General features: G+C 62.1%; 15 protein-coding genes. 8 read left to right on the top strand and 7 right to left on the bottom strand.

Annotated features, from left to right (window positions below):
* The first annotated feature begins 20 nt into the window (after positions 1 to 20).
* Positions 21 to 1,397, top strand: coding sequence for an MFS transporter (locus V1277_RS26450; protein ID WP_334418833.1), 1,377 nt, complete (start codon positions 21 to 23; stop codon positions 1,395 to 1,397).
* A gap of 65 nt (positions 1,398 to 1,462) precedes the next feature.
* Entirely contained in the window at positions 1,463 to 2,527 is a 1,065-nt protein-coding gene (locus V1277_RS26445) for a maleylacetate reductase (protein ID WP_334418832.1), read from the top strand.
* Positions 2,528 to 2,601: 74 nt separating this feature from the next.
* Here V1277_RS26445 and dusA read toward each other — a convergent pair whose 3' ends face one another.
* The 7 genes from dusA to V1277_RS26410 all read right to left on the bottom strand — a co-directional run bounded on the left by dusA (position 2,602) and on the right by V1277_RS26410 (position 11,536).
* Positions 2,602 to 3,603, bottom strand: a complete 1,002-nt coding sequence (gene dusA, locus V1277_RS26440; RefSeq protein WP_334420458.1) for a tRNA dihydrouridine(20/20a) synthase DusA — start codon at positions 3,601 to 3,603, stop codon at positions 2,602 to 2,604.
* A gap of 475 nt (positions 3,604 to 4,078) precedes the next feature.
* Entirely contained in the window at positions 4,079 to 4,240 is a 162-nt protein-coding gene (locus tag V1277_RS26435; RefSeq protein ID WP_334418831.1) for a hypothetical protein, read from the bottom strand.
* Positions 4,241 to 4,330: 90 nt separating this feature from the next.
* Positions 4,331 to 5,473 (bottom strand): acyl-CoA dehydrogenase family protein, encoded by a 1,143-nt coding sequence (locus tag V1277_RS26430; protein WP_334418830.1) that lies wholly within the window; start codon positions 5,471 to 5,473, stop codon positions 4,331 to 4,333.
* An 18-nt stretch (positions 5,474 to 5,491) separates the two neighbouring features.
* Complete coding sequence (locus tag V1277_RS26425) at positions 5,492 to 7,156, bottom strand: long-chain-fatty-acid--CoA ligase (protein WP_334418829.1); 1,665 nt, start codon at positions 7,154 to 7,156, stop codon at positions 5,492 to 5,494.
* 78 nt (positions 7,157 to 7,234) lie between these two features.
* Positions 7,235 to 9,358 (bottom strand): 3-hydroxyacyl-CoA dehydrogenase NAD-binding domain-containing protein, encoded by a 2,124-nt coding sequence (locus tag V1277_RS26420; protein ID WP_334418828.1) that lies wholly within the window; start codon positions 9,356 to 9,358, stop codon positions 7,235 to 7,237.
* A gap of 30 nt (positions 9,359 to 9,388) precedes the next feature.
* Positions 9,389 to 10,597, bottom strand: coding sequence for an acetyl-CoA C-acetyltransferase (locus V1277_RS26415; RefSeq protein WP_334418827.1), 1,209 nt, complete (start codon positions 10,595 to 10,597; stop codon positions 9,389 to 9,391).
* A 303-nt stretch (positions 10,598 to 10,900) separates the two neighbouring features.
* Positions 10,901 to 11,536 carry a TetR/AcrR family transcriptional regulator gene (locus tag V1277_RS26410; RefSeq protein WP_334418826.1) on the bottom strand — a complete coding sequence of 212 codons (636 nt, stop codon included), beginning with the start codon at positions 11,534 to 11,536 and terminating at the stop codon, positions 10,901 to 10,903.
* Between the two features lie 246 nt (positions 11,537 to 11,782).
* Here V1277_RS26410 and V1277_RS26405 point away from each other — a divergent pair, with 246 nt between their 5' ends.
* The 6 genes from V1277_RS26405 to V1277_RS26380 are packed head-to-tail and all read left to right on the top strand — an operon-like array spanning position 11,783 to position 18,604.
* Complete coding sequence (locus V1277_RS26405; protein ID WP_334418825.1) at positions 11,783 to 13,096, top strand: phytoene desaturase family protein; 1,314 nt, start codon at positions 11,783 to 11,785, stop codon at positions 13,094 to 13,096.
* 5 nt (positions 13,097 to 13,101) lie between these two features.
* On the top strand, positions 13,102 to 13,956 hold the full coding sequence (locus V1277_RS26400; RefSeq protein ID WP_334418824.1) for an ABC transporter ATP-binding protein: 855 nt from the start codon (positions 13,102 to 13,104) through the stop codon (positions 13,954 to 13,956).
* On the top strand, positions 13,953 to 14,747 hold the full coding sequence (locus tag V1277_RS26395) for an ABC transporter ATP-binding protein (RefSeq protein ID WP_334418823.1): 795 nt from the start codon (positions 13,953 to 13,955) through the stop codon (positions 14,745 to 14,747). The genes V1277_RS26400 and V1277_RS26395 overlap by 4 nt, the downstream gene beginning before the upstream one ends.
* Entirely contained in the window at positions 14,747 to 16,681 is a 1,935-nt protein-coding gene (locus tag V1277_RS26390; RefSeq protein ID WP_334418822.1) for an AMP-dependent synthetase/ligase, read from the top strand. The genes V1277_RS26395 and V1277_RS26390 overlap by 1 nt, the downstream gene beginning before the upstream one ends.
* Entirely contained in the window at positions 16,682 to 17,554 is an 873-nt protein-coding gene (locus V1277_RS26385) for a branched-chain amino acid ABC transporter permease (RefSeq protein ID WP_334418821.1), read from the top strand.
* A gap of 3 nt (positions 17,555 to 17,557) precedes the next feature.
* Positions 17,558 to 18,604 carry a branched-chain amino acid ABC transporter permease gene (locus V1277_RS26380; protein ID WP_334418820.1) on the top strand — a complete coding sequence of 349 codons (1,047 nt, stop codon included), beginning with the start codon at positions 17,558 to 17,560 and terminating at the stop codon, positions 18,602 to 18,604.
* Positions 18,605 to 18,624 lie beyond the last annotated feature (20 nt).

Below are 18,624 nucleotides of genomic sequence, written 5' to 3'. Positions count from 1 at the left end.
CATCTGGGAGGGACACGGCCATGGCCGCGCAGGCAATCGATCTTCACGAAGAACTCGCCGAAGCAAAGGTAGGAAAATTTCACTGGCGCCTCGGCGCCATCATGGGACTGCTAACGCTGTTTGACGGATATGACACGTTCAACCCGGCTTACGTCATTCACTACGTCGCCAAGCCCTGGGGCCTGCAGGCCGGCCAGGCGGGATTATTGATTTCCAGCGGCCTGGTTGGATTCCTCCTCGGGGCCGCCATCCACGGCATCATTGCCGATCGGCTCGGCCGCCGCGGCACCCTGCTCGGCGGCCTGTGGATCACCAGTATCTTTACGCTGCTCACCGCGACCTCGGCGGACTCGTTCCTCTCCTTCTGCATCCTGCGGCTCCTGACCGGCATCGGCCTCGGCGTGCTGCTGCCGCTCGCGACCACCTACATCAACGAGCTGGCGCCGCGGCGCGTGGCGAACACGTTTGCGCTGTGGGGCGTCGCGCTTGGCTGGGCGCTCGGCGGCACCCTCGCCGGTGTCGCCGGCGTGTTTGCAACCCCGGTATTCGGCTGGACGTCGCTGTATTGGATCGGCTCGCTGTCGTTCCTGCTGCTTCCCTTCATGCACATGATGCTGCCGGAATCGCCAAAGTTTCTTGCACTTCAGGGCCGCATCGATGAAATCCGCGACATGCTGACAAAGCTCCGGCCGGAGCGCGCCGGCGTTTACGCGTCGGCCGAAATTGCCGTCGGGCAGACCGAGAAGCCGGTCAATTCGGTGGCGGCTCTGCTGCAGTCCAAATATCGCCGGACTACGTTCGCGATCTGGGCATCGGCCTTCCTCAGCCTGTTCTGCATCTTCGGCCTGTCAGGGTGGATTCCGACCGTGATGATGCAGCGTGGAGAAACCTTTGCTGCAAGCTTCGGCTTCGGCGCGCTGATGCAGATCATGTCGTTTGTCGGCGCTCTCGTGCTTGGGCATCTCGTCGACAAGTCCGGCAGCAGCCGTGGGCTGATCGCGACCTGGTGGGCGATTGGCGGCCTCGCCGTGCTCTCGCTCGTGGTGATGAACGACCACATCGTCAACATCACATCGGTCGCCGCCGCCGGCTTCTTCATCATCGGCGCACAGTTCGTGCTGAACAATTTCACCGCAGCTTCCTATGAGACCGGCGTGCGCGCCACCGCGGTCGGAATGGAGCTCGGGGTCGCCCGCGTCGGCGCCATTCTCGGACCGTTCGTCGCCGGCGCGCTGCAGCAATATTACCAGAGCCCGACGCCGATGTTCCTGTCGATCGGCGTCTCCGCGATTGCCGCCGGGATGATTATCTTGCTGGCCCGCCGGCCCGTGAGCGCACCATCTGGTAGCCTTGAAGAGGCTGCCGGCTTGCGCAAGGTTGCACAGCCGGCCTCTTGAGCCGGAAGTCCGGCTCTGGGGCGATCCGATCCTGGAGCCGGCCATTTCGTCCGCAAGGAGCAACCATGCAAGACTTCACCTACCAGAGCGCACCGATGCGGGTGGTGTTCGGCACCGGCACGTTGCGTCAATTGCCCGATGAATTGTCCCGCCTCGGCGTGACCCGCGCCCTCGTGCTGGCGACCCCGCGGCAGAAAGATCTGGTCGCCGGCATCCGGGAGATGATCGGCGAACGCTTCGCCGGCGTCTTCACCGGAGCGGTCATGCATACGCCCGTCGAGGTGACGGAACGGGCGATGGAAGTGGTGCGCGAGATTCAGGCCGATGGCGTCGTCGCGATCGGCGGCGGTTCGACCACCGGCCTCGGCAAGGCGATCGCTTTGCGCACCGATCTGCCGCAGATCGTGCTGCCGACCAGTTACGCCGGCTCGGAGATGACGCCGGTGGTCGGTCAGACCAGCGGCGGGATCAAGACCACACAATCGAGCCCGAAAATTCTCCCCGAGATCGTGATCTATGACGTCGACCTCACCATGACGATGCCGGCAAAACTATCGGCGACATCGGGCGTCAACGCCATCGCGCACGCGGTCGAGGCGCTCTACGCGCGGGACCGCAACCCCATCATATCGCTGATGGCGCAGGAAGGGATCGGCACGCTGGCGCGGGCGCTGCCGAAAATCTGCGCTGAGCCAAGCAACAAGACGGCGCGCACCGACGCGCTCTATGGCGCCTGGCTCTGCGGCGTCTGTCTCGGCGCGGTCGGCATGGCGCTGCACCACAAGCTCTGCCATACGCTGGGCGGGCTGTTCAATCTGCCGCATGCCGAGACCCACACCGTCATTCTCCCGCACGCCCTCGCCTACAATGCGCCTGCCGCACCTGAGGTGATGACACGCATCGCCTCAGCGCTTGGCGTGAGCGATCCGGCGCTCGGCCTCCACGATCTGGCGCGAAAGCTTGCCGCGCCGCTGTCGCTGCGCGAGATCGGCATGCCCGAGAGCGTCGATCAGGCCGCCGACCTCGCCGCGCAGAATCCGTACTGGAATCCGCGCCCGATCGAGCGAGAGGCGATCCGCGAATTGATCTCGCGCGCGTGGCACGGAGACGCTCCGCAAACCGCCCAATGATCCATCTGAACTACGATTTCGGCCTGAAGGCGGATTCCGAAACGCGCCGCGCCGCCGAGCGCGCCGCCTAAGCTTTACGCCGCGACCGGCTCCGCCGCGCGCTCCTCGACCAGTGCGATCGCATCGCGCAGCACGTCGACGCCGGCGCCCGGCCTGACGCCTTTCTCCGCGAGATGGCGGCGAAAGGCGCGCGCCCCGGGGACGCCGTGAAACGCGCCGACAAAGTGCCGCGCCATCGCATGCAGCTTTGCGCCTTGCGCCAACTGGCCTTCGATGTAAGGCAACATCGCTTCGAAGACGTCCTTCATCGTCGCGTGAGGTGCCACCTCGCCGAACAATTCCGGATCAACATCGAGTAGGCGCCACGGCTCCTGATAGGCCGCCCGCCCCAGCATCACGCCGTCGACATGGTCGAGGTGTTGCTTCGCCTCGGCAATGCTGCCGATGCCGCCATTGATGATAATGGGCACATCCGGCAGCACGGTCTTCAGCCGGTAAACCCTGTCGTAATCGAGCGGCGGGATGTCGCGGTTTTCCTTCGGCGACAATCCGTTGAGCCAAGCCTTCCGGGCATGCACGATCAGCGCGTCGGCACCGGCCGCGACCACGCTGCGCGCCAGCACGTCGAGCGCCAGTTCGGGGTCCTGGTCGTCGATGCCGATCCGGCATTTGACTGTAACCGGAATCTTGACCGCGCGCTTCATGGCAGCGACGCCCTCGGCGACCAGCGCCGGCTCCGCCATCAGGCAGGCGCCGAAGCGGCCATCCTTCACGCGGTCGGATGGACAGCCGACATTGAGATTGATTTCGTCGTAGCCAAAATCCTCGCCGATGCTCGCAGCGGTCGCGAGATCATCCGGAACGGAACCGCCGAGCTGCAGCGCCACCGGATGCTCGCTTGGATCGAAGCCGAGCAGCCGCCTACGGTCGCCATGAATAATGGCGCCGGTCGTCAGCATCTCCGTATAAAGCCGCGCGCGCCGGCTCATCAGACGATGGAACACGCGGCAGTGCCGGTCGGTCCAATCCATCATGGGTGCCACAGAAAAGCGCCTGTCTAACATATTGTTTTCAATTCGCTTTGTAGTTTGAGTCGGTCCAATCGATTTCGGTCTGACGAATGATCAGAGTGATAGAGCTAACGCGTTTTCCTTTCTTTTCAACGAGTTAAATCTCAATTCCGACTTCTCGATGTAACTTGCCTTCGCTGATTTTGCTCGACCAGTACTGCATTGCCGTACCGGCGGAGCGCGTGCAGTACCGCGTTGCTACGCACCACCGTTTGGATACTCCCACTATGACTTCGATCGCTTAGATCCTGCTAACGTCGAATAAGCCAATAGAAAAGCCGGTCCAAGTCAGATGCAAAGTAGCGGTGCACTTTACCCTTGCCCAGACCCGCAACGGTCCGGTCGTAGTTTCGGCGATAGCAGAGTAAGAGAACTTGCGTACGGCAAGACATGCCGCGATAAATCTTCCGTTGTGAGATTTAAGCCAGCAAGGGCTCTAGAGTCTCTATTCATCTTCGCAATTCGCGGTCGAGGCGACCTCCTATTCAGCACCGGGATTTCCTGCACATCCTGACCAATTTTCAGTTGCGTCGGTAAAAGCGGGGTCCCGCTTGGCTAATCGAGCGGCGACCGCTTCCTGGTGATTGATATCCTGTACCAAAATGTTGCGCCCCCTTAGTTCCGAAAGCAAACGTTCGGTCATGTCCGCGTGTCACAGGATCATTGAGGAGGCGCCTTAATGCTCGAATTGCATCTGAGCTCTCTGGAGCGATGACGCGCGCTAACGTGAAGCTCAATTCGTCCGGCTGATGATTTCTTTCATGATCTCGTTGGTGCCGCCGTAAATCCGCTGTGCGCGGGCATCGACGAAAGCGCGGCCGATCGCATAATCGCGCATGTAGCCATAACCGCCGTGAAGCTGAAGGCACTCGTCGACGACCTTGCATTGCAGATCGGTCGTCCAGTATTTGGCCATCGCCGCCGTCTCAACGTCCAAGTTCGCCTCCAACGACAGACCAATACAGCGATCGACAAAAACGCGGGCGATCTGCGTTTCCGTTCTGAGCTCGGCGAGCTTGAATTGCGTATTCTGGAACGATGCGATCGATTCTCCGAAGACCTGACGCTCCTTGCAATAGTCCGTCGTCCAGCGCAGCGCGGCCTCGCAGGCGGCGACCGCCACGATCGCAAGCTGAAGCCGCTCCCAGGGCAATTCCTGCATCAGACAACGAAACCCCTGCCCCTCCTCGCCAATCAGATTGTCAGCGGGAATCCAGACGTCTCCGAAGAACAGTTCCGACGTGTCAGCCGAATGCAGGCCGATCTTTTCGAGGTTGCGGCCCTTACTGTAACCGGCGCGCTCGCCTTCGACCAGAAACAGCGAGATGCCCTTTGCGCCCTCGGCCGGGTCGGTCTTGGCGGCGACGATGGTCAGATTGGTATGCTGGCCATTGCTGATGAAGGTCTTCTGGCCGCTCAAACGGAAGCCGTCGCCTTCGCGACGAGCTACCGTCCGCATCCGCTGCAAATCGGACCCCGCCGCCGGTTCGGTCATGGCAAGTGCCCCGATCCGCTCGCCGCGGATCAACGCGGGAAGCCAACGCGCCTTCTGCTCGGTGGAACCGTATTTCAGGATATACGGCGTGACGATCTCGGAATGCATGGCGAAGTTCAGTGCCATGCCCATCAGTCCGAGGTCGCTGAGTTCCTCGAGCATCACCACGGCGCTTAGCTTGTCGGCGCCAAGCCCACCGTCCTGCTCCGGAACGGACGTGCAAAGCAAGCCGGCATCGCCCATCAGCTTCCACACACCATGCGGGACGATGCCGTCGCGTTCCCATTGCGCGTGAAAGGGTGCTAACTCCTTCTCGAACAACGTCCGGCACTGCTCCCGGAAGATGCGGTGTTCCTCGGCAAAGATCGTGCGTGGAATCACAGCCCCACTCCGCGCGTCTCACGCACCATCACGAATCTCGCGTCGCAATTCAAGGCGGGAGAGCTTGCCGACGACGGTCTTCGGCAACTGACTGCGGATTTCGAGCTGGCGCGGCATTTCTATCGGCGAAAGTCGGTCCTTAAGATGGGCCTGGAGGTCTTCCAGCGTCAGCGTCGCATCGCCGCGCAGCACGACAAATGCCTTGACCGTCTCTCCACGGTAAGAATCCGGTACGCCGATCACGATGGCTTCGGCGACCGACGGATGCGAGTAGATCGCGGCTTCCACATTTGCGGGATAGATATTGTAGCCGCCGGCGATGATCATGTCCTTGAGGCGATCGACGATGAACAGATATCCCTTCGCATCGAGATAGCCGATATCGCCGGTGCGAAAGAACCCGTCGACCATTGAACGATCGGTCTCCCCTTTGCGGTTCCAGTAGCCTTTCATAACCTGCGGGCCAGCCACCACGATCTCGCCGGAATCGCCATCCGGCAAGCGTTTGCCGGGTTCTTCTGTATCCCGAATTTCGATCGTTGTACCTGGAAGCGGCAATCCCACAGAGCCGCGCGGCTCATCGGAATTGGCAGGCATGATAGTCGCGGCCGGCGACAGCTCGGTGGAACCGTAGATCTGCCGCACTCTTTCGCCGCTCACGCTCTCGAATTTGCCGAGCACGTCCGGCGGCAGCGGCGCGCCGCCGCACAGGATCGCTTTCACGGATTTCCAGTCATCCGGCGTCATCGTATTGGTCATCAGCAACGCGATGAAGATGGTTGGGACGCCGCCGAAGAAAGTCGGCCGGCGCTGGCGCAGCAGCGCAAGCGCCTCGTCGGGCGCAAACCGCGGCACCACCATCAGTTCGGCGGCCAGCAGCACAGCGAATGTCATGCAGACCGTGATGCCCGTGATGTGCGAGTACGGCAATGGGATCAGCAGCCGCTCCGATCCATCCTCAAGAAATGGAAACCACATCCGTGTCTGGCGCGCGTTGGTCGTGAGGTTGGCATGCGTCAGCATGGCGCCCTTGGGCGCGCCGGTGGTGCCACCGGTGTATTGCAGTACCGCGAGCGTCTCGGTCGGATTCAAGGAAGGTTTGTCGTAGCGGCCATCATTGTTCAGCAGCGCCTCAAACGGCAGAACGCGCGCGCTGGGATCAAGGGCGGGACCAGTGGCTGGCGCGAGTTCGCCGGCTCCCACCGAGGCCGTCACGATCCGGTCTAGCAATCCCTTTTCGAGAAACGGCGTCGCCTTGGCGATGGTATCGGGGCTGTCCAGCGTCAACAGGATCCGAGCCCCGCTGTCCGACAGCATGTTCTCGATCTGAACTGCCGCAAACAAGGAATTGATGCTGACCAGTGCAGCCCCGATCGACAGCGCGCCGAAAAACCAGATCGGAACCGCGGGATGGTTGGGCATCATGACCGCCACACGATCGCCCTGGCCGACACCCGCTTGCTGCAGACCACGAGCGGCACGCGCGACCAGTGACTGCATCTCGGCGTAGGTCCAGCGCTGCTCGCCCAAGGACAGTGCGGCGCTGCTGCCAAAGTTTTGCGCGGCCTGTCGCAGCAGGTCGGGCATGGAAAGCGGCACGCTCGAATCAAGCTCCACCGGAACGTCGCGCGGATACTGCGCGGTCCACGGCAACCTCGCATCAGTTTTGGACCTATCCAGCATGCCAACCTCCCTTTCAGCGACTGCATTTCCTGCAAGGCGCCTTCGCCTGGCGCTCTGTTATCGATTGGAGATCGAGACTCAGGCCGCCCGCAACAACCCGCCGCGGGCGGCACAATCCCGCAGATTGGGCGGCGGCAGAAACCGACTGCCGTAAAGCTGTGCCATCCGATCGCATTCGGCGACAAAGCGCGCGATCCCGACGGTATCGACCTGGCTAACGACGCCGCCTAGCGCCGCCGGAAATCCCCAGCCAAGGATCGATCCGACATCCGCGTCGCGCGCGCCGACGATATTTTCGGCGAGCGCGCGCGAGGCCTCGATCGACTGAATGTACATCAGGCGCCGCCCGACTTCCTCGACCGATGGCTGGATCTTGGCACGCGGAAAATGTGTCGCGAGTTCGGGCCACAAGCGTTTGCTGCCGTCGACCGCGTAATCATAGAACCCGCCGCCGCTCTTGCGGCCGAGACGCTTCAGTTCCTCGACCATCTTGATTAGCACCGGATCCTGCGGCTGGGCCTTATAGGCCGCGCCGAGATCGGCTTCAGTCTGCCGCATCACCTTGTGCATCAGTTCGAGCGAAACCTCATCCATCAGCGCAAGCGGTCCGACCGGCATCCCAGCATCGGTGCCAGCGCGCTCGATCATTGCAGGATGGACGCCATCGTTCAGCAGCGCCATTCCCTCGTAAACATAGGTGCCGAATACCCGACTGGTGTAGAAGGCGCGACCGTCGCTGACGACGATGGGCGTTTTGCGGATGCGCTTCACATAATCCATCGCCCGCGCGATTGTTGCCTCCGACGTTTCGCGGCCCCGAATAACCTCGACGAGCGGCATGCGATCAACCGGCGAGAAGAAATGCAGGCCGACGAAATTAGCAGGCCGTATCGACGCTTCGGCCAGACCGGTAATCGGCAGCGTCGAGGTATTGCTGGCGAAAATCGCCGACGCAGGCAGCGCATGCTCTGCCGCTCGCGTGACCGCGGCCTTCACGCCACGATCCTCAAAGACGGCTTCGATCACGATATCGGCGTCCTTGAGCCGGTCGTAGCCGGTGGTCGGGGTGATCCTCGCCAAAATGCCGTCGCGCTGTTCGGCGGTCAGCCGTCCCTGCTGAACCCGCTTGTCCAATAGCATCGCCGAATAGGTCTTGCCCCTCTCAGCCGCCTCTTGCGACTGATCGATCAGGATGACGTCGAGCCCGGCTTCGGCCGAAACATGCGCAATGCCCGCTCCCATCATGCCCGCACCGAGAACACCGATCTTGCTGTAAGCCTGCACGGGGACGGAGGCGGGTCGACCGGTCAGCTTGTTGGCCTCGCCGATCGCATAGAACAGCGTCCGGATCATGTTCTGCGCCTGCGGCGAAATGGCGAGCTTTGCGAACTGGCGATTTTCGATCTTCAATCCGGTATCGATATCGACATGGCACCCGTCATAGACGCTTTCCATGATAGCCGCGGGCGCCGGATAAAGGCCCGCAGTCTTGCCGCGCATCGCAGCGGCAGCGCCCATGAACAATTGCCATGATGGCGGGCTTTGTACGTTGCCACCAGGAAGGCGAAAGCCCTTCTTATCCCACGGCTTGACCATGTTGGCGGCCCCGTCGGACAGTAGCCATTGCCTCGCGCGCGCCATCAGGCTTTCGGCTGGCACGACTTCCTCGACCAGTCCCATTTCCTTAGCCTTGGCGACGCCGATCTTGCGGCCTTCCATCAGCATCGGCAGTGCGTTCTTCAACCCGATCATCCGCGGCAGGCGCTGGGTCCCGCCAGCGCCGGGAAGCAGCCCGAGTGTTACCTCAGGCAATCCGATCTGGGTTTTCGGGTTGTCGGCGGCGAGCCGGTAATGACAGGCGAGACAGATTTCGTAACCGCCGCCAAGCGCCGAGCCATTGATGGCCGCGACGAAGGGTTTGCCCGCGGTTTCAATTTCGCGAAACAGCAGCGACAACCGCCCGGCGATCTTCATGGCGGCCGCCGGGTCGCTGATGCCGCGCAGCGTATCGAGATCCGCACCGACGACGAATTCAGGCCGCGATGACGAGATGATGGCACCCTTGATGGTCTGATCGGCAATGATCTTTCGCATCGCCGTTTCAAACGCCGCAATCGATACGTCATTCAACACATTCATGGGACGATCGGCAACATTCCAGATGATGATCGCAATGCCGTCGTCGATGCCAAGCTCAATCACTGCATGCTCCCAGACAAGGAATAGGAACGATCAAACGCGTTCGACGATCATGGCGGTGCCCATCCCGGCACCGACGCACAGCGTCACGACGCCCGTAGCCAGGTCGCGCCGCTCCAGCTCATCAATCAGCGTCCCCAGCAACATCGCGCCGGATGCGCCGAGCGGATGCCCCATGGCGATTGCGCCGCCATTGACGTTGAGCTTGTCGTGACCAACGCCGAGTGCTTCCATGAAGCGCAGCACCACCGCAGCGAATGCTTCATTGCATTCGAAAAGATCGATATCGGCCGCGGTCATGCCGGCGCGCTTAAGCGCCTTCTCCACCGCAAATGATGGGCCCGTCAGCATGATGGTGGGTTCGGATCCGATCGAGGCAAAGCCCTTGATGCGCGCACGCGGCTTGCAATCCAGTTTCGCCATCGCCTCTGAACCGCCGATCAGAACGGCCGCGGCGCCATCCACAATGCCGGATGAATTGCCGGCGTGGTGAACATGATCGATGCGCTCGACCTGCGTATAACGCTGCAGCGCGACGTTATCGAAACCAAACTTCTCGCCCTGCAGGGCAAAAGACGGCTCCAGCGCGCCGAGCGTTTGCATCGTGGTTTCCGGCCGAAGGTGCTCATCACGATCGAGAATAACGATGTCGTTGTCGTCGCGAACCGGCACGACCGAACGCGCGAAGCGCCCCTCCGACCAAGCGGCGGCGGCACGTCTCTGACTCTCGACCGCGTAGCTGTCGACGTCGGTGCGCGAATAACCGTAAACGGTCGCGATCAGGTCGGCGGAGATCCCCTGCGGTACGAAATAATGGGGCAGCGTGAAATGCGGATCGGAAACCAGCGCGCCGCCGGACGAGAACATCTCGATCCGCGACATGCTCTCGACCCCGCCCCCAATGACGATATCCGACTGGCCGGACATCACCTGCGCTGCTGCCATGTTGCAGGCTTCAAGACCCGAAGCGCAGAACCGGTTGATCTGCACGCCTGGCGTGCCCTGATCGTAACCCGCCACCAGAACGGCGGTCCGGGCTATGTCCGCGCCCTGCTCGTTCACCGGGTCGGCGACGCCAAGGATGACGTCATCGACCAAGCTGGTGTCGAGATCGTTGCGATCGCGAATGCACTTCAGCACACCGGCGGCGAGCCGCAACGGCGAGACCTCGTGAAGCGAGCCCGACGCGCGGCCACGGCCGCGAGGCGTACGGACGGCGTCAAAGACATAAGCGTCGCTCATCAGGACCAGCCTCTTGCGGATTGCTAACATGGCTATACTATAATCCGGACGGCCGGTCAAATTATTCCAGAACTCTTGCTGGTTCGCGGCGACTTACATAAGCGGATAAGTGGTGCGCGATCGCTTCCGCGCACTGGAGCACCGTGACTTTCTGAACGATCAGCACAGCGCCGGCGAGCGGTCGCTCTTCATCGGCGGCTGCCATTCATGTCCAACCAACGGGGCATATTGTCGCGAGATGTTTCCACAATTTGCGACCGGGCCTGCTGTCGACAATTGAGCAGCAACGTGTACTCGGTCGTGCTAGGCCTTCTCGCGCTTGTTAGCCACGGCAGACCTCGCAGCACTATCGGGCGCGAAACCGTTCAGGAATAATTCGACCGCGATGTCGGCGAATTCCTTCGGGCCGATCCCGCCTTTCGGGTCATACCAGGTGTAGGTGTAGTTGATGATCCCGAACAGGATCATCGTGTAGATCTTCTTGGTGCGCCTGACGATCCGCCCCTCGGCGTCGAGCCTGACCAGCAGATCGGTGACGATATCGACGAGCTGCCGCTCGAGATCCTTGATGGCCTGCTGCTCATCCTCGCTCAGGAATGAGAGGTCGTGAATCAACACGCGCTGCTCATGCGGCGATTTGGCGTTGACCTCGACAATCGCACGAATGACGTTTTGAAACTGTGTCAGCGTCGGACCGCCGGTAGCCACAGCGGTTTCGACATGCTGGATCATTTCCCGGATATGGGCGTCAAGGATCGCGAACAGGATCGCTTCCTTGGAGTCGAAATAATGGTAGAGCGCGCCACGCGACAGCTTGCAGGCATCGGCGAGGTCGGCGATCGAGGCGCGCATATAGCCCTGGGCCGAAAACAACCTGGCCGCATTTGTCAGTATGCCGAGGTGGATACCGTCGTAATTTTCAGAGCGTGTTCGCGCCATGGGATGTTGTCCACTTCGAATTCAGCTTTTAGCTCGTATTCCCAAAGACATGCTTAGCTGATTCAGCAGCCTTCTTTACATATCGATGCTTTGGCCGGGGCCGCCGGTCCCGCGCGGACCTGCGACCGATTGACCCTATCGTCCTTATTGCAAGAAATTATTTGAACGGCCAGTCGGATTATAATACAATGAGCTAAATCAAAGGACAGCCCGGATCAACCGTGCAGCGCGCTTTGGGAGGTGGGAATGACGGTCGTTCGTGCGGATGCTGTCGTGATTGGGGCCGGTGCCGGCGGACTTTGCGCTGCCGCGCGGCTCGCCCATGCCGGGCTATATACTGTGATCGTCGAGGACAAGGACCGGCTCGGCGGGCGGGCCTCGACCGAACAGATCGATGGCTTTACAGTCAATATCGGCGCCATCGCGATCGAACTGGGTGGGGTCTTCGAGGAGACCTTCAATACCGTCGGCGCGCCGCTCGATATCCGCGCCCCCGAGCCCGCCAGTTCCTTCTTCATCGACGGCAAGCTGATCGATGTCGGCCGCGGCGGCTGGTCGCTGCTGCTCGGGCAACTGACCAAACAGGCCTCGCGTATCTTGGAGAAATTCGCCGACGCCCGGTCCGGCAACCTTCCCGACGGGCGGCAATCGACCGAGGACTGGCTCAAGACCTACACCAGCAACGCCTCGGTACACGCCATCTTCCGCAACCTTTGCGCCGCGATCTTCGCCTGCAACGCCGCCGAACTGCCGGCGCGGGCCTTCCTGACCTATTTCACCAGCAAAGGCGCCTTCAAGCGCTTTGGGTTCTGCCCAAAGGGCACGATCGGCGTCTGGAATACGCTCGGGACCGCGATCAAGCGTCATGGCGATATCTGGCTGTCGACCCCGGCGGTGCAAATTCACACGACCGACGGCCGCGTCGAAGGCGTGACGGTCGTACGCGATGGTCAGAGATTGCGGATCGAAACCGATCTCGTCATCAGCAATGCCGGCCCCAAGGCTACCGTGGCGCTCGGTGGTGAAACCGCTTTCCCGCCCGCCTATGTCGCAGAGGTACATACCGGCCTGCGGCCCGCCGCCAACATCGTCATCAATATCGCGAGCCGGGAGCCGCTGATCTCCCATCCCGGCATCGTGACCTTCGGCAAGACGCGGCGGCTCTGCAACATGGCGAATCTCACCGCCACTTGCCCTGAGCTGGCGCCACCGGGCTGGAACCTTTACGTCGCCTACGCGGTGCCGGTCCCGGCGCTCGGCGATTTCGATTCCGACGCGGAAGTCGCCCTTGCGCTGCAAGATTTGCGTGAACAATTCCCGAACTTCGATCAAGCCAAAATCCTCTCGATCCGGGTAATGCGCGACGACTGGCCGGCGCAACGCAGCTGCGCCGGTTACGACCTACCGCGCGAGACCGGCATCGAGGGCCTGTGGTGCGTCGGCGACGCGGTCAAGGAATATGGCAATGGCGGCACGCAGGCCTGCGCCGAGACGGCAAAACTAGTGACCGATGCGATCCTCGCCAGGCGGCCGCGTATGCCGCAACCGAGCCGGGCTTGAGAACGATGCCGACGACGATCCCCACCCAGGCACAAGGTCCCGGCTCCCATGCAAGACCCGAAGCCTCCTGCCTGCTCGAATTCCGCAACATCCGCATCGTCTATGACAATGCCATCGAAGCGATCCGGGACGTGAGTATCGCTGTGCCGGACGGGCGCATCGTCGCCCTGCTCGGCTCCAACGGCGCCGGCAAATCGACGCTGCTGAAGGCGATGTCCGGCATCCTCTATACCGAGGAAGGCGTCATCGAAAACGGCTCGATCCGTTTTCGCAACAAAGAGGTTCACCGCCTCGCGCCCGACGAACTGGTGCGGCGGGGCATCGTGCAGGTGCCGGAAGGACGTCGGGTCTTTCCGGCACTGACGATCGACGAAAACCTGCAAATGGGCGGCTACACGAGATCCAAGGCAGAGGCGCGCGACCGGCGAGAAAAGGTGTTTGCGTTGTTCCCCCGGCTGTTCGAGCGCCGCGACCAGATCGCGGGCTACATGTCGGGCGGCGAGCAGCAGATGCTGGCGATCGGCCGCGCACTGATGACGGACCCAGTGCTGCTCGCGCTGGACGAACCGTCGCTCGGGCTCGCGCCCCTGATCATCGACCGCATCTACGAGGTGATCGTCCGCCTGCGCGACGAGATGAAGGTGACGGTGCTACTGGTCGAACAGAACGCGCAGCGCGCGCTCGATATCGCGGATTATGCCTACATCCTCGAGACGGGCCGCGTCGTGTTGGACGGCTCGGCGCAAAAGCTCGCCGCCAATGAGGACGTGCGGGAATTCTATCTCGGTGTCTCCACATCAGGCAGGAAGAGCCTGCGCGACGTCAAGCACTACAAGCGGCGCAAGCGGTGGCTATCGTGACCCAGCTTCTCGCGATCGAAGACCTGAGCAAACGTTTTGGCGGCCTACAGGCCGTCGCCGACGTCAGCCTCGGCGTGACGCAGGGCGAGATCTGCAGCGTGATCGGGCCGAACGGCGCCGGCAAGACCACGCTGTTCAACATGATCTCCGGCGTGCTGAGGCCGAGCGGCGGACGAATAATGTTCGATGGCATCGATCTCTCCACCGTCTCGCCCTGGCGCTTCGCTGCGATCGGGATCGGCCGCACCTTCCAGAATCTCGCGTTGTTCAAGCACGGCACCGTGGTCGAGAATGTCCTGACCGGGCGCCATACCCATTTGCGCTCCAATGTGCTCGATGCCGTGCTGTTCTTCGGTCGCACCCGCAAAGAAGAAATCGAGGCGCGGCGGCGGGTCGAGCACATCATCGAATTCCTCGAGATCGAGCCCATCCGCGATGCCGTCGTCGGAACGCTCTCCTACGGTCAGCAGAAACGCGTCGAGCTCGCACGGGCGCTCGCCTGCGAGCCAAAGCTGCTGCTGCTCGACGAAATGGTATCTGGCATGAACCAGGAGGAGACCGAGGACATTGCGCGATTCGTTCTCGATATCCGCGACGAGCTCGGCATTACCGTTCTGATGATCGAACACGAGATGCGGATTGTAATGGACATCTCCGATCGTGTTCACGTGCTCAATTTCGGTCGCAAGATCGCCGAGGGAAAGCCCGCCGAGGTGCGCCGCGATCCAGCGGTGGCGGAAGCCTATCTCGGCGGCCACCGCACTGAAGCTGCTGCAAAGGTGGGGACGTGATGACGACCCTCGACACAATGCGAACCGCACGGCTGGTGCTGCCGGCAGCTTCTGCGCAAACGGCGTCCATGACCGACAGCCATTCCCTGCGAAAGGCGCTGCAGGACGCCGCGATCACGATTCCCCAACTGCTGCGCCAGCGCGCCGCGATGCATGGTGGCGCGCTTGCGCTGCGCGAGAAGGAATACGGGATCTGGAACCCCTATTCCTGGAATCATTACTACGAAACCGCGCGCGCCGTCGCGTTTGGCTTGCTGTCGCTGGACGTCAAGCCGGGCGACCGCGTCGCGATCGCCGGCGAGAACACGCCAGAATGGTTTTATGCCGATCTCGGTGCTCAGATGATCGGCGCCGTGGCCGTCGGCATCTATCCGACCAATCCATGGGTCGAGCTGCAATATATCGTCAAGCACTCCGGCTCGCGGGTCGTCATCACGGGCGACCAGGAACAGACCGACAAGGTGTTCGACGCGATGGCGAACAATGACGGCCTGCCGGCCGTCGAGGCCGTCGTCTGCGTCGACATGAAGGGCTTGCGGAACTATCGCCAGTCGCAGTTGATGTCGTTCGACCAGCTCTGCGACCGCGGCAGGGTCTTTGCGCGCGAGAATCCCGAAGCCAACGCCACGCTGGACCGATTGATCTCGCAAGGCGCGCCCGACGACGTCTGCATCCTCGTCTACACCTCAGGAACGACCGGCCCGCCCAAGGCCGCGATGCTCACCCATCGCAATCTAATCTACGCGGCCTATGCCTACGCGCAGGCGGTCGGCATCGCCGACAAGCCCTTCGAGGCCGTCAGCTATCTGCCGCTGTGCCATGTCGCCGAGCGCTGCTATGGCGAGGTGACGCATCTGGTGCTGGGCGGCGCCGTCAGCTTCGCGGAATCGATCGACACAGTCGCCATCAACATCCGGGAGATTGCGCCCACCTTCTTCGTCGGCGTACCCCGCATCTACGAAAAGCTGCAGCAGAATTTTCTGTTCCGGCTCGGTGAAAGCGGAAGATTGCGGCCGGCCTTCACAAAGACCTGCCTCGCCTGGGGACGAAAACTCTCGGACCGCCGGCAGGACGGAGCGGGTAACTGGCTCGACCGCATTGCCTACGCGTTGCTCTACCTGTTGATGTTCCGCAACATCCAGCGCCATCTCGGGCTTGCCTATAGCCGCCACCGGCTCTGCGCCGGCGCATCGATCTCGCCCGAAACCCTGCGCTTCTTCGACATTATCGGCCGGCCGGTGTCGCAAGGCTACGGCCTCACCGAATCCGGCGGCGTCGCCTTCATCCAGACGGAAAGCCATCACGGGCTCGGCGGCTGCGGCCTGCCCCTGCCCCGCACCGAATGGAAGCTGGATAGCGATGGCGAGATCCTGCTGAAAAATCCCGGCGTCTTCAAAGGCTATTTCCTCGACGAAAAAGCCTCGACTGCCTCGCTCGAGAGCGGCGGCTGGCTACGCACCGGCGACATCGTCGAGGTGATGGAGAACGGCGAGATCACCGTGGTCGACCGCAAGAAGGCGATCATTATCACCGCCGGCGGCAAGAACATCGCGCCATCCGAGATCGAGAACGCGCTGAAGGATAGCGCGTTCATCAAGGAGGCGATCGTGGTCGGCGAAGCCAAAAAGTATCTCGGGGCGATCATCCAGGTTGACTACGACAATGTCGGGCGCTGGGCGCGCGACAAGGCGCTGGCCTACACCAACTACAAATCGCTGTCGCAACTCCCCGAAGTGCATGAACTGGTCGACCGGATCGTCAATGAGACGAACAGGCGCTTTGCGCGAGTCGAAAACGTCCGCCGCTTCGCCATCCTCGAAAAAGAGCTCGACCATGACGATGGCGAGCTCACCGCCACCCAAAAGGTCCGCCGCGCCATGATCGAAAAGAAGTTCGCGCGCGAGCTTGCCATCATCTACAAGGCGGAGGGCTGAATGCAGTATCTCATCCAGCTCCTGATCTCCGGCCTTGCGATCGGCGCCATCTACGGCCTGATCGCGATGGGCTTTGCCGTGATCTACAAATCCACCGGCCTAGTCAATTTCGCGCAGGGCGAAATGACCATGATCACGGCCTATATCGCCTGGACCATTTCGACCACGGTGAGCGGCAACGTATTCGTCGTGACCCTCGGCGCGATTCTTGCCGCCGTGCTGCTCGGCCTTGTCATCGAGCGTGTAGTGATGCGGCCGATGCTGGGCGAGCCGGTGTTTGCCACCGTGATGGTGACGATCGGACTTGCCGTGATTCTGCGCTCCTCGATCAACTTCATCTGGGACGCCTACCCCCACGGCCTCGACATCGGCATGGGGCGCGACATCGTGCGGATCGGCGGCATCGGCGTGCGGACGGGACAGATCGCTGTCATCGTGACGTTGCTGACGCTGCTCGCAGCGATCTGGGCCTTCTTCCGCTACAGCAAGATCGGGGTGGCGATGCGCGCGGTGGCGGCCGACGACCGCACCGCGCTGCTGATGGGCATCAGCGCCACCCGCGTCCACGCGCTGGCCTGGGCCGCCTCTTCCGTGATCGCCGGCATCGGCGGTGTGTTCTTTGCCCTGTCCTACGATTTGTCGCCGGCGATGTTCCAACTCGGCCTGAAGGCATTCCCCGCCACCATCCTGGGCGGCCTCGACGCCGTGCTGGGCTCCGGCCTCGGCGGCCTCCTGATCGGCATCACCGAAAATCTCGCCGGCGGCTATCTCGGCTCCGGCATGAAGGAGGTCGCGGGCTTCGTCATGATCATCGTGGTGCTGATGGTCCGTCCGTTCGGCATTTTTGGCGAACGGGACATCGAGAGGGTCTAGGCGATGCGTACCGGCGATTACAAGCAAACCTACGGCGAACTGGTGACGCTGGTCGATTCACCGCCGGTGTGGCTGTGGTCGGTGCTGCTGGTCGCGGGCCTGATCGTCGCGCCCTATCTGTTGAACTCCTATGCGCTGTCGTTCCTGATGATCATCCTGATCACCGCGACCGGCGCGCTCGGCCTCAACATCCTGACCGGCTATACCGGCCTGATCTCGCTCGGTCATGTCGGCTTCCTCGTCACCGGCGCCTACGCCTATGCGGTGCTGGTCTCCAAATATCAGATGCACCCGCTGGTCGGTTTTCTCGGCGCCGGGCTGGTGCCGGCACTCGCCAGCCTGATTGTCGGTGCGCCGTCGCTGCGGCTGAAGGGTCTTTATCTCGCCATCACCACGCTGGCGTTCTCCTTCATCATCAACACCGTGATCCTGGAGGCGCGCTGGCTCACCAACGGCGCCCGCGGCATTTCGGTGCCGCGGCCCGAAATTTTTGGCGTCAGTTTTGACAGCGACCCGGCCTTCACCCATCTTTGCCTTGGCGTCGCCATCCTGACGCTGTTCGCGACGCTCAACATCCGCCGCAGCCGCGTCGGCCGTGCCTTTGTCGCGATCCGCGACAACGACACCGCCGCGCGCGCGATGGGCATCAATCTGCACGCCTACAAGCTGTTCGCCTTCGTCACCTCGGCTTTCATCACCGGCATCTCCGGCGCGCTGTACGGCCTCTACCTTTCCTTTGTCAGCGTCGAGGGCTTTCCGTTCCTGCTCTCGATTGAGGCGCTGGCGATCCTGATCGTCGGTGGGCTCGGCTCCGCGGTCGGCGCCGTGCTCGGCACCGTCCTGATCGTGCTGCTGCCGGAAGGGACGCGTCTTGTATTCAGCCTGTTCAGCACGCATCTGGACGCGATGTTCACGACCGGCGCGCAGGAGCTCAAGAGCATGCTCTACGGTCTCGTCATCATCCTGTTCCTGCGCTTCCAGCCGCGCGGGCTGGTCGGCGCCTGGCATGACATCAAGCGGGCATGGGTGCACTGGCCGCTCCGTTACTAACCAAAAGCAATCGAAACCAA

Source organism: Bradyrhizobium sp. AZCC 1588 (assembly GCF_036924735.1).
GTDB lineage: Bacteria > Pseudomonadota > Alphaproteobacteria > Rhizobiales > Xanthobacteraceae > Bradyrhizobium.
The sequence above is the reverse complement of the archived record's forward strand: the minus strand, read 5'-3'. Positions and strand labels throughout refer to the sequence as shown.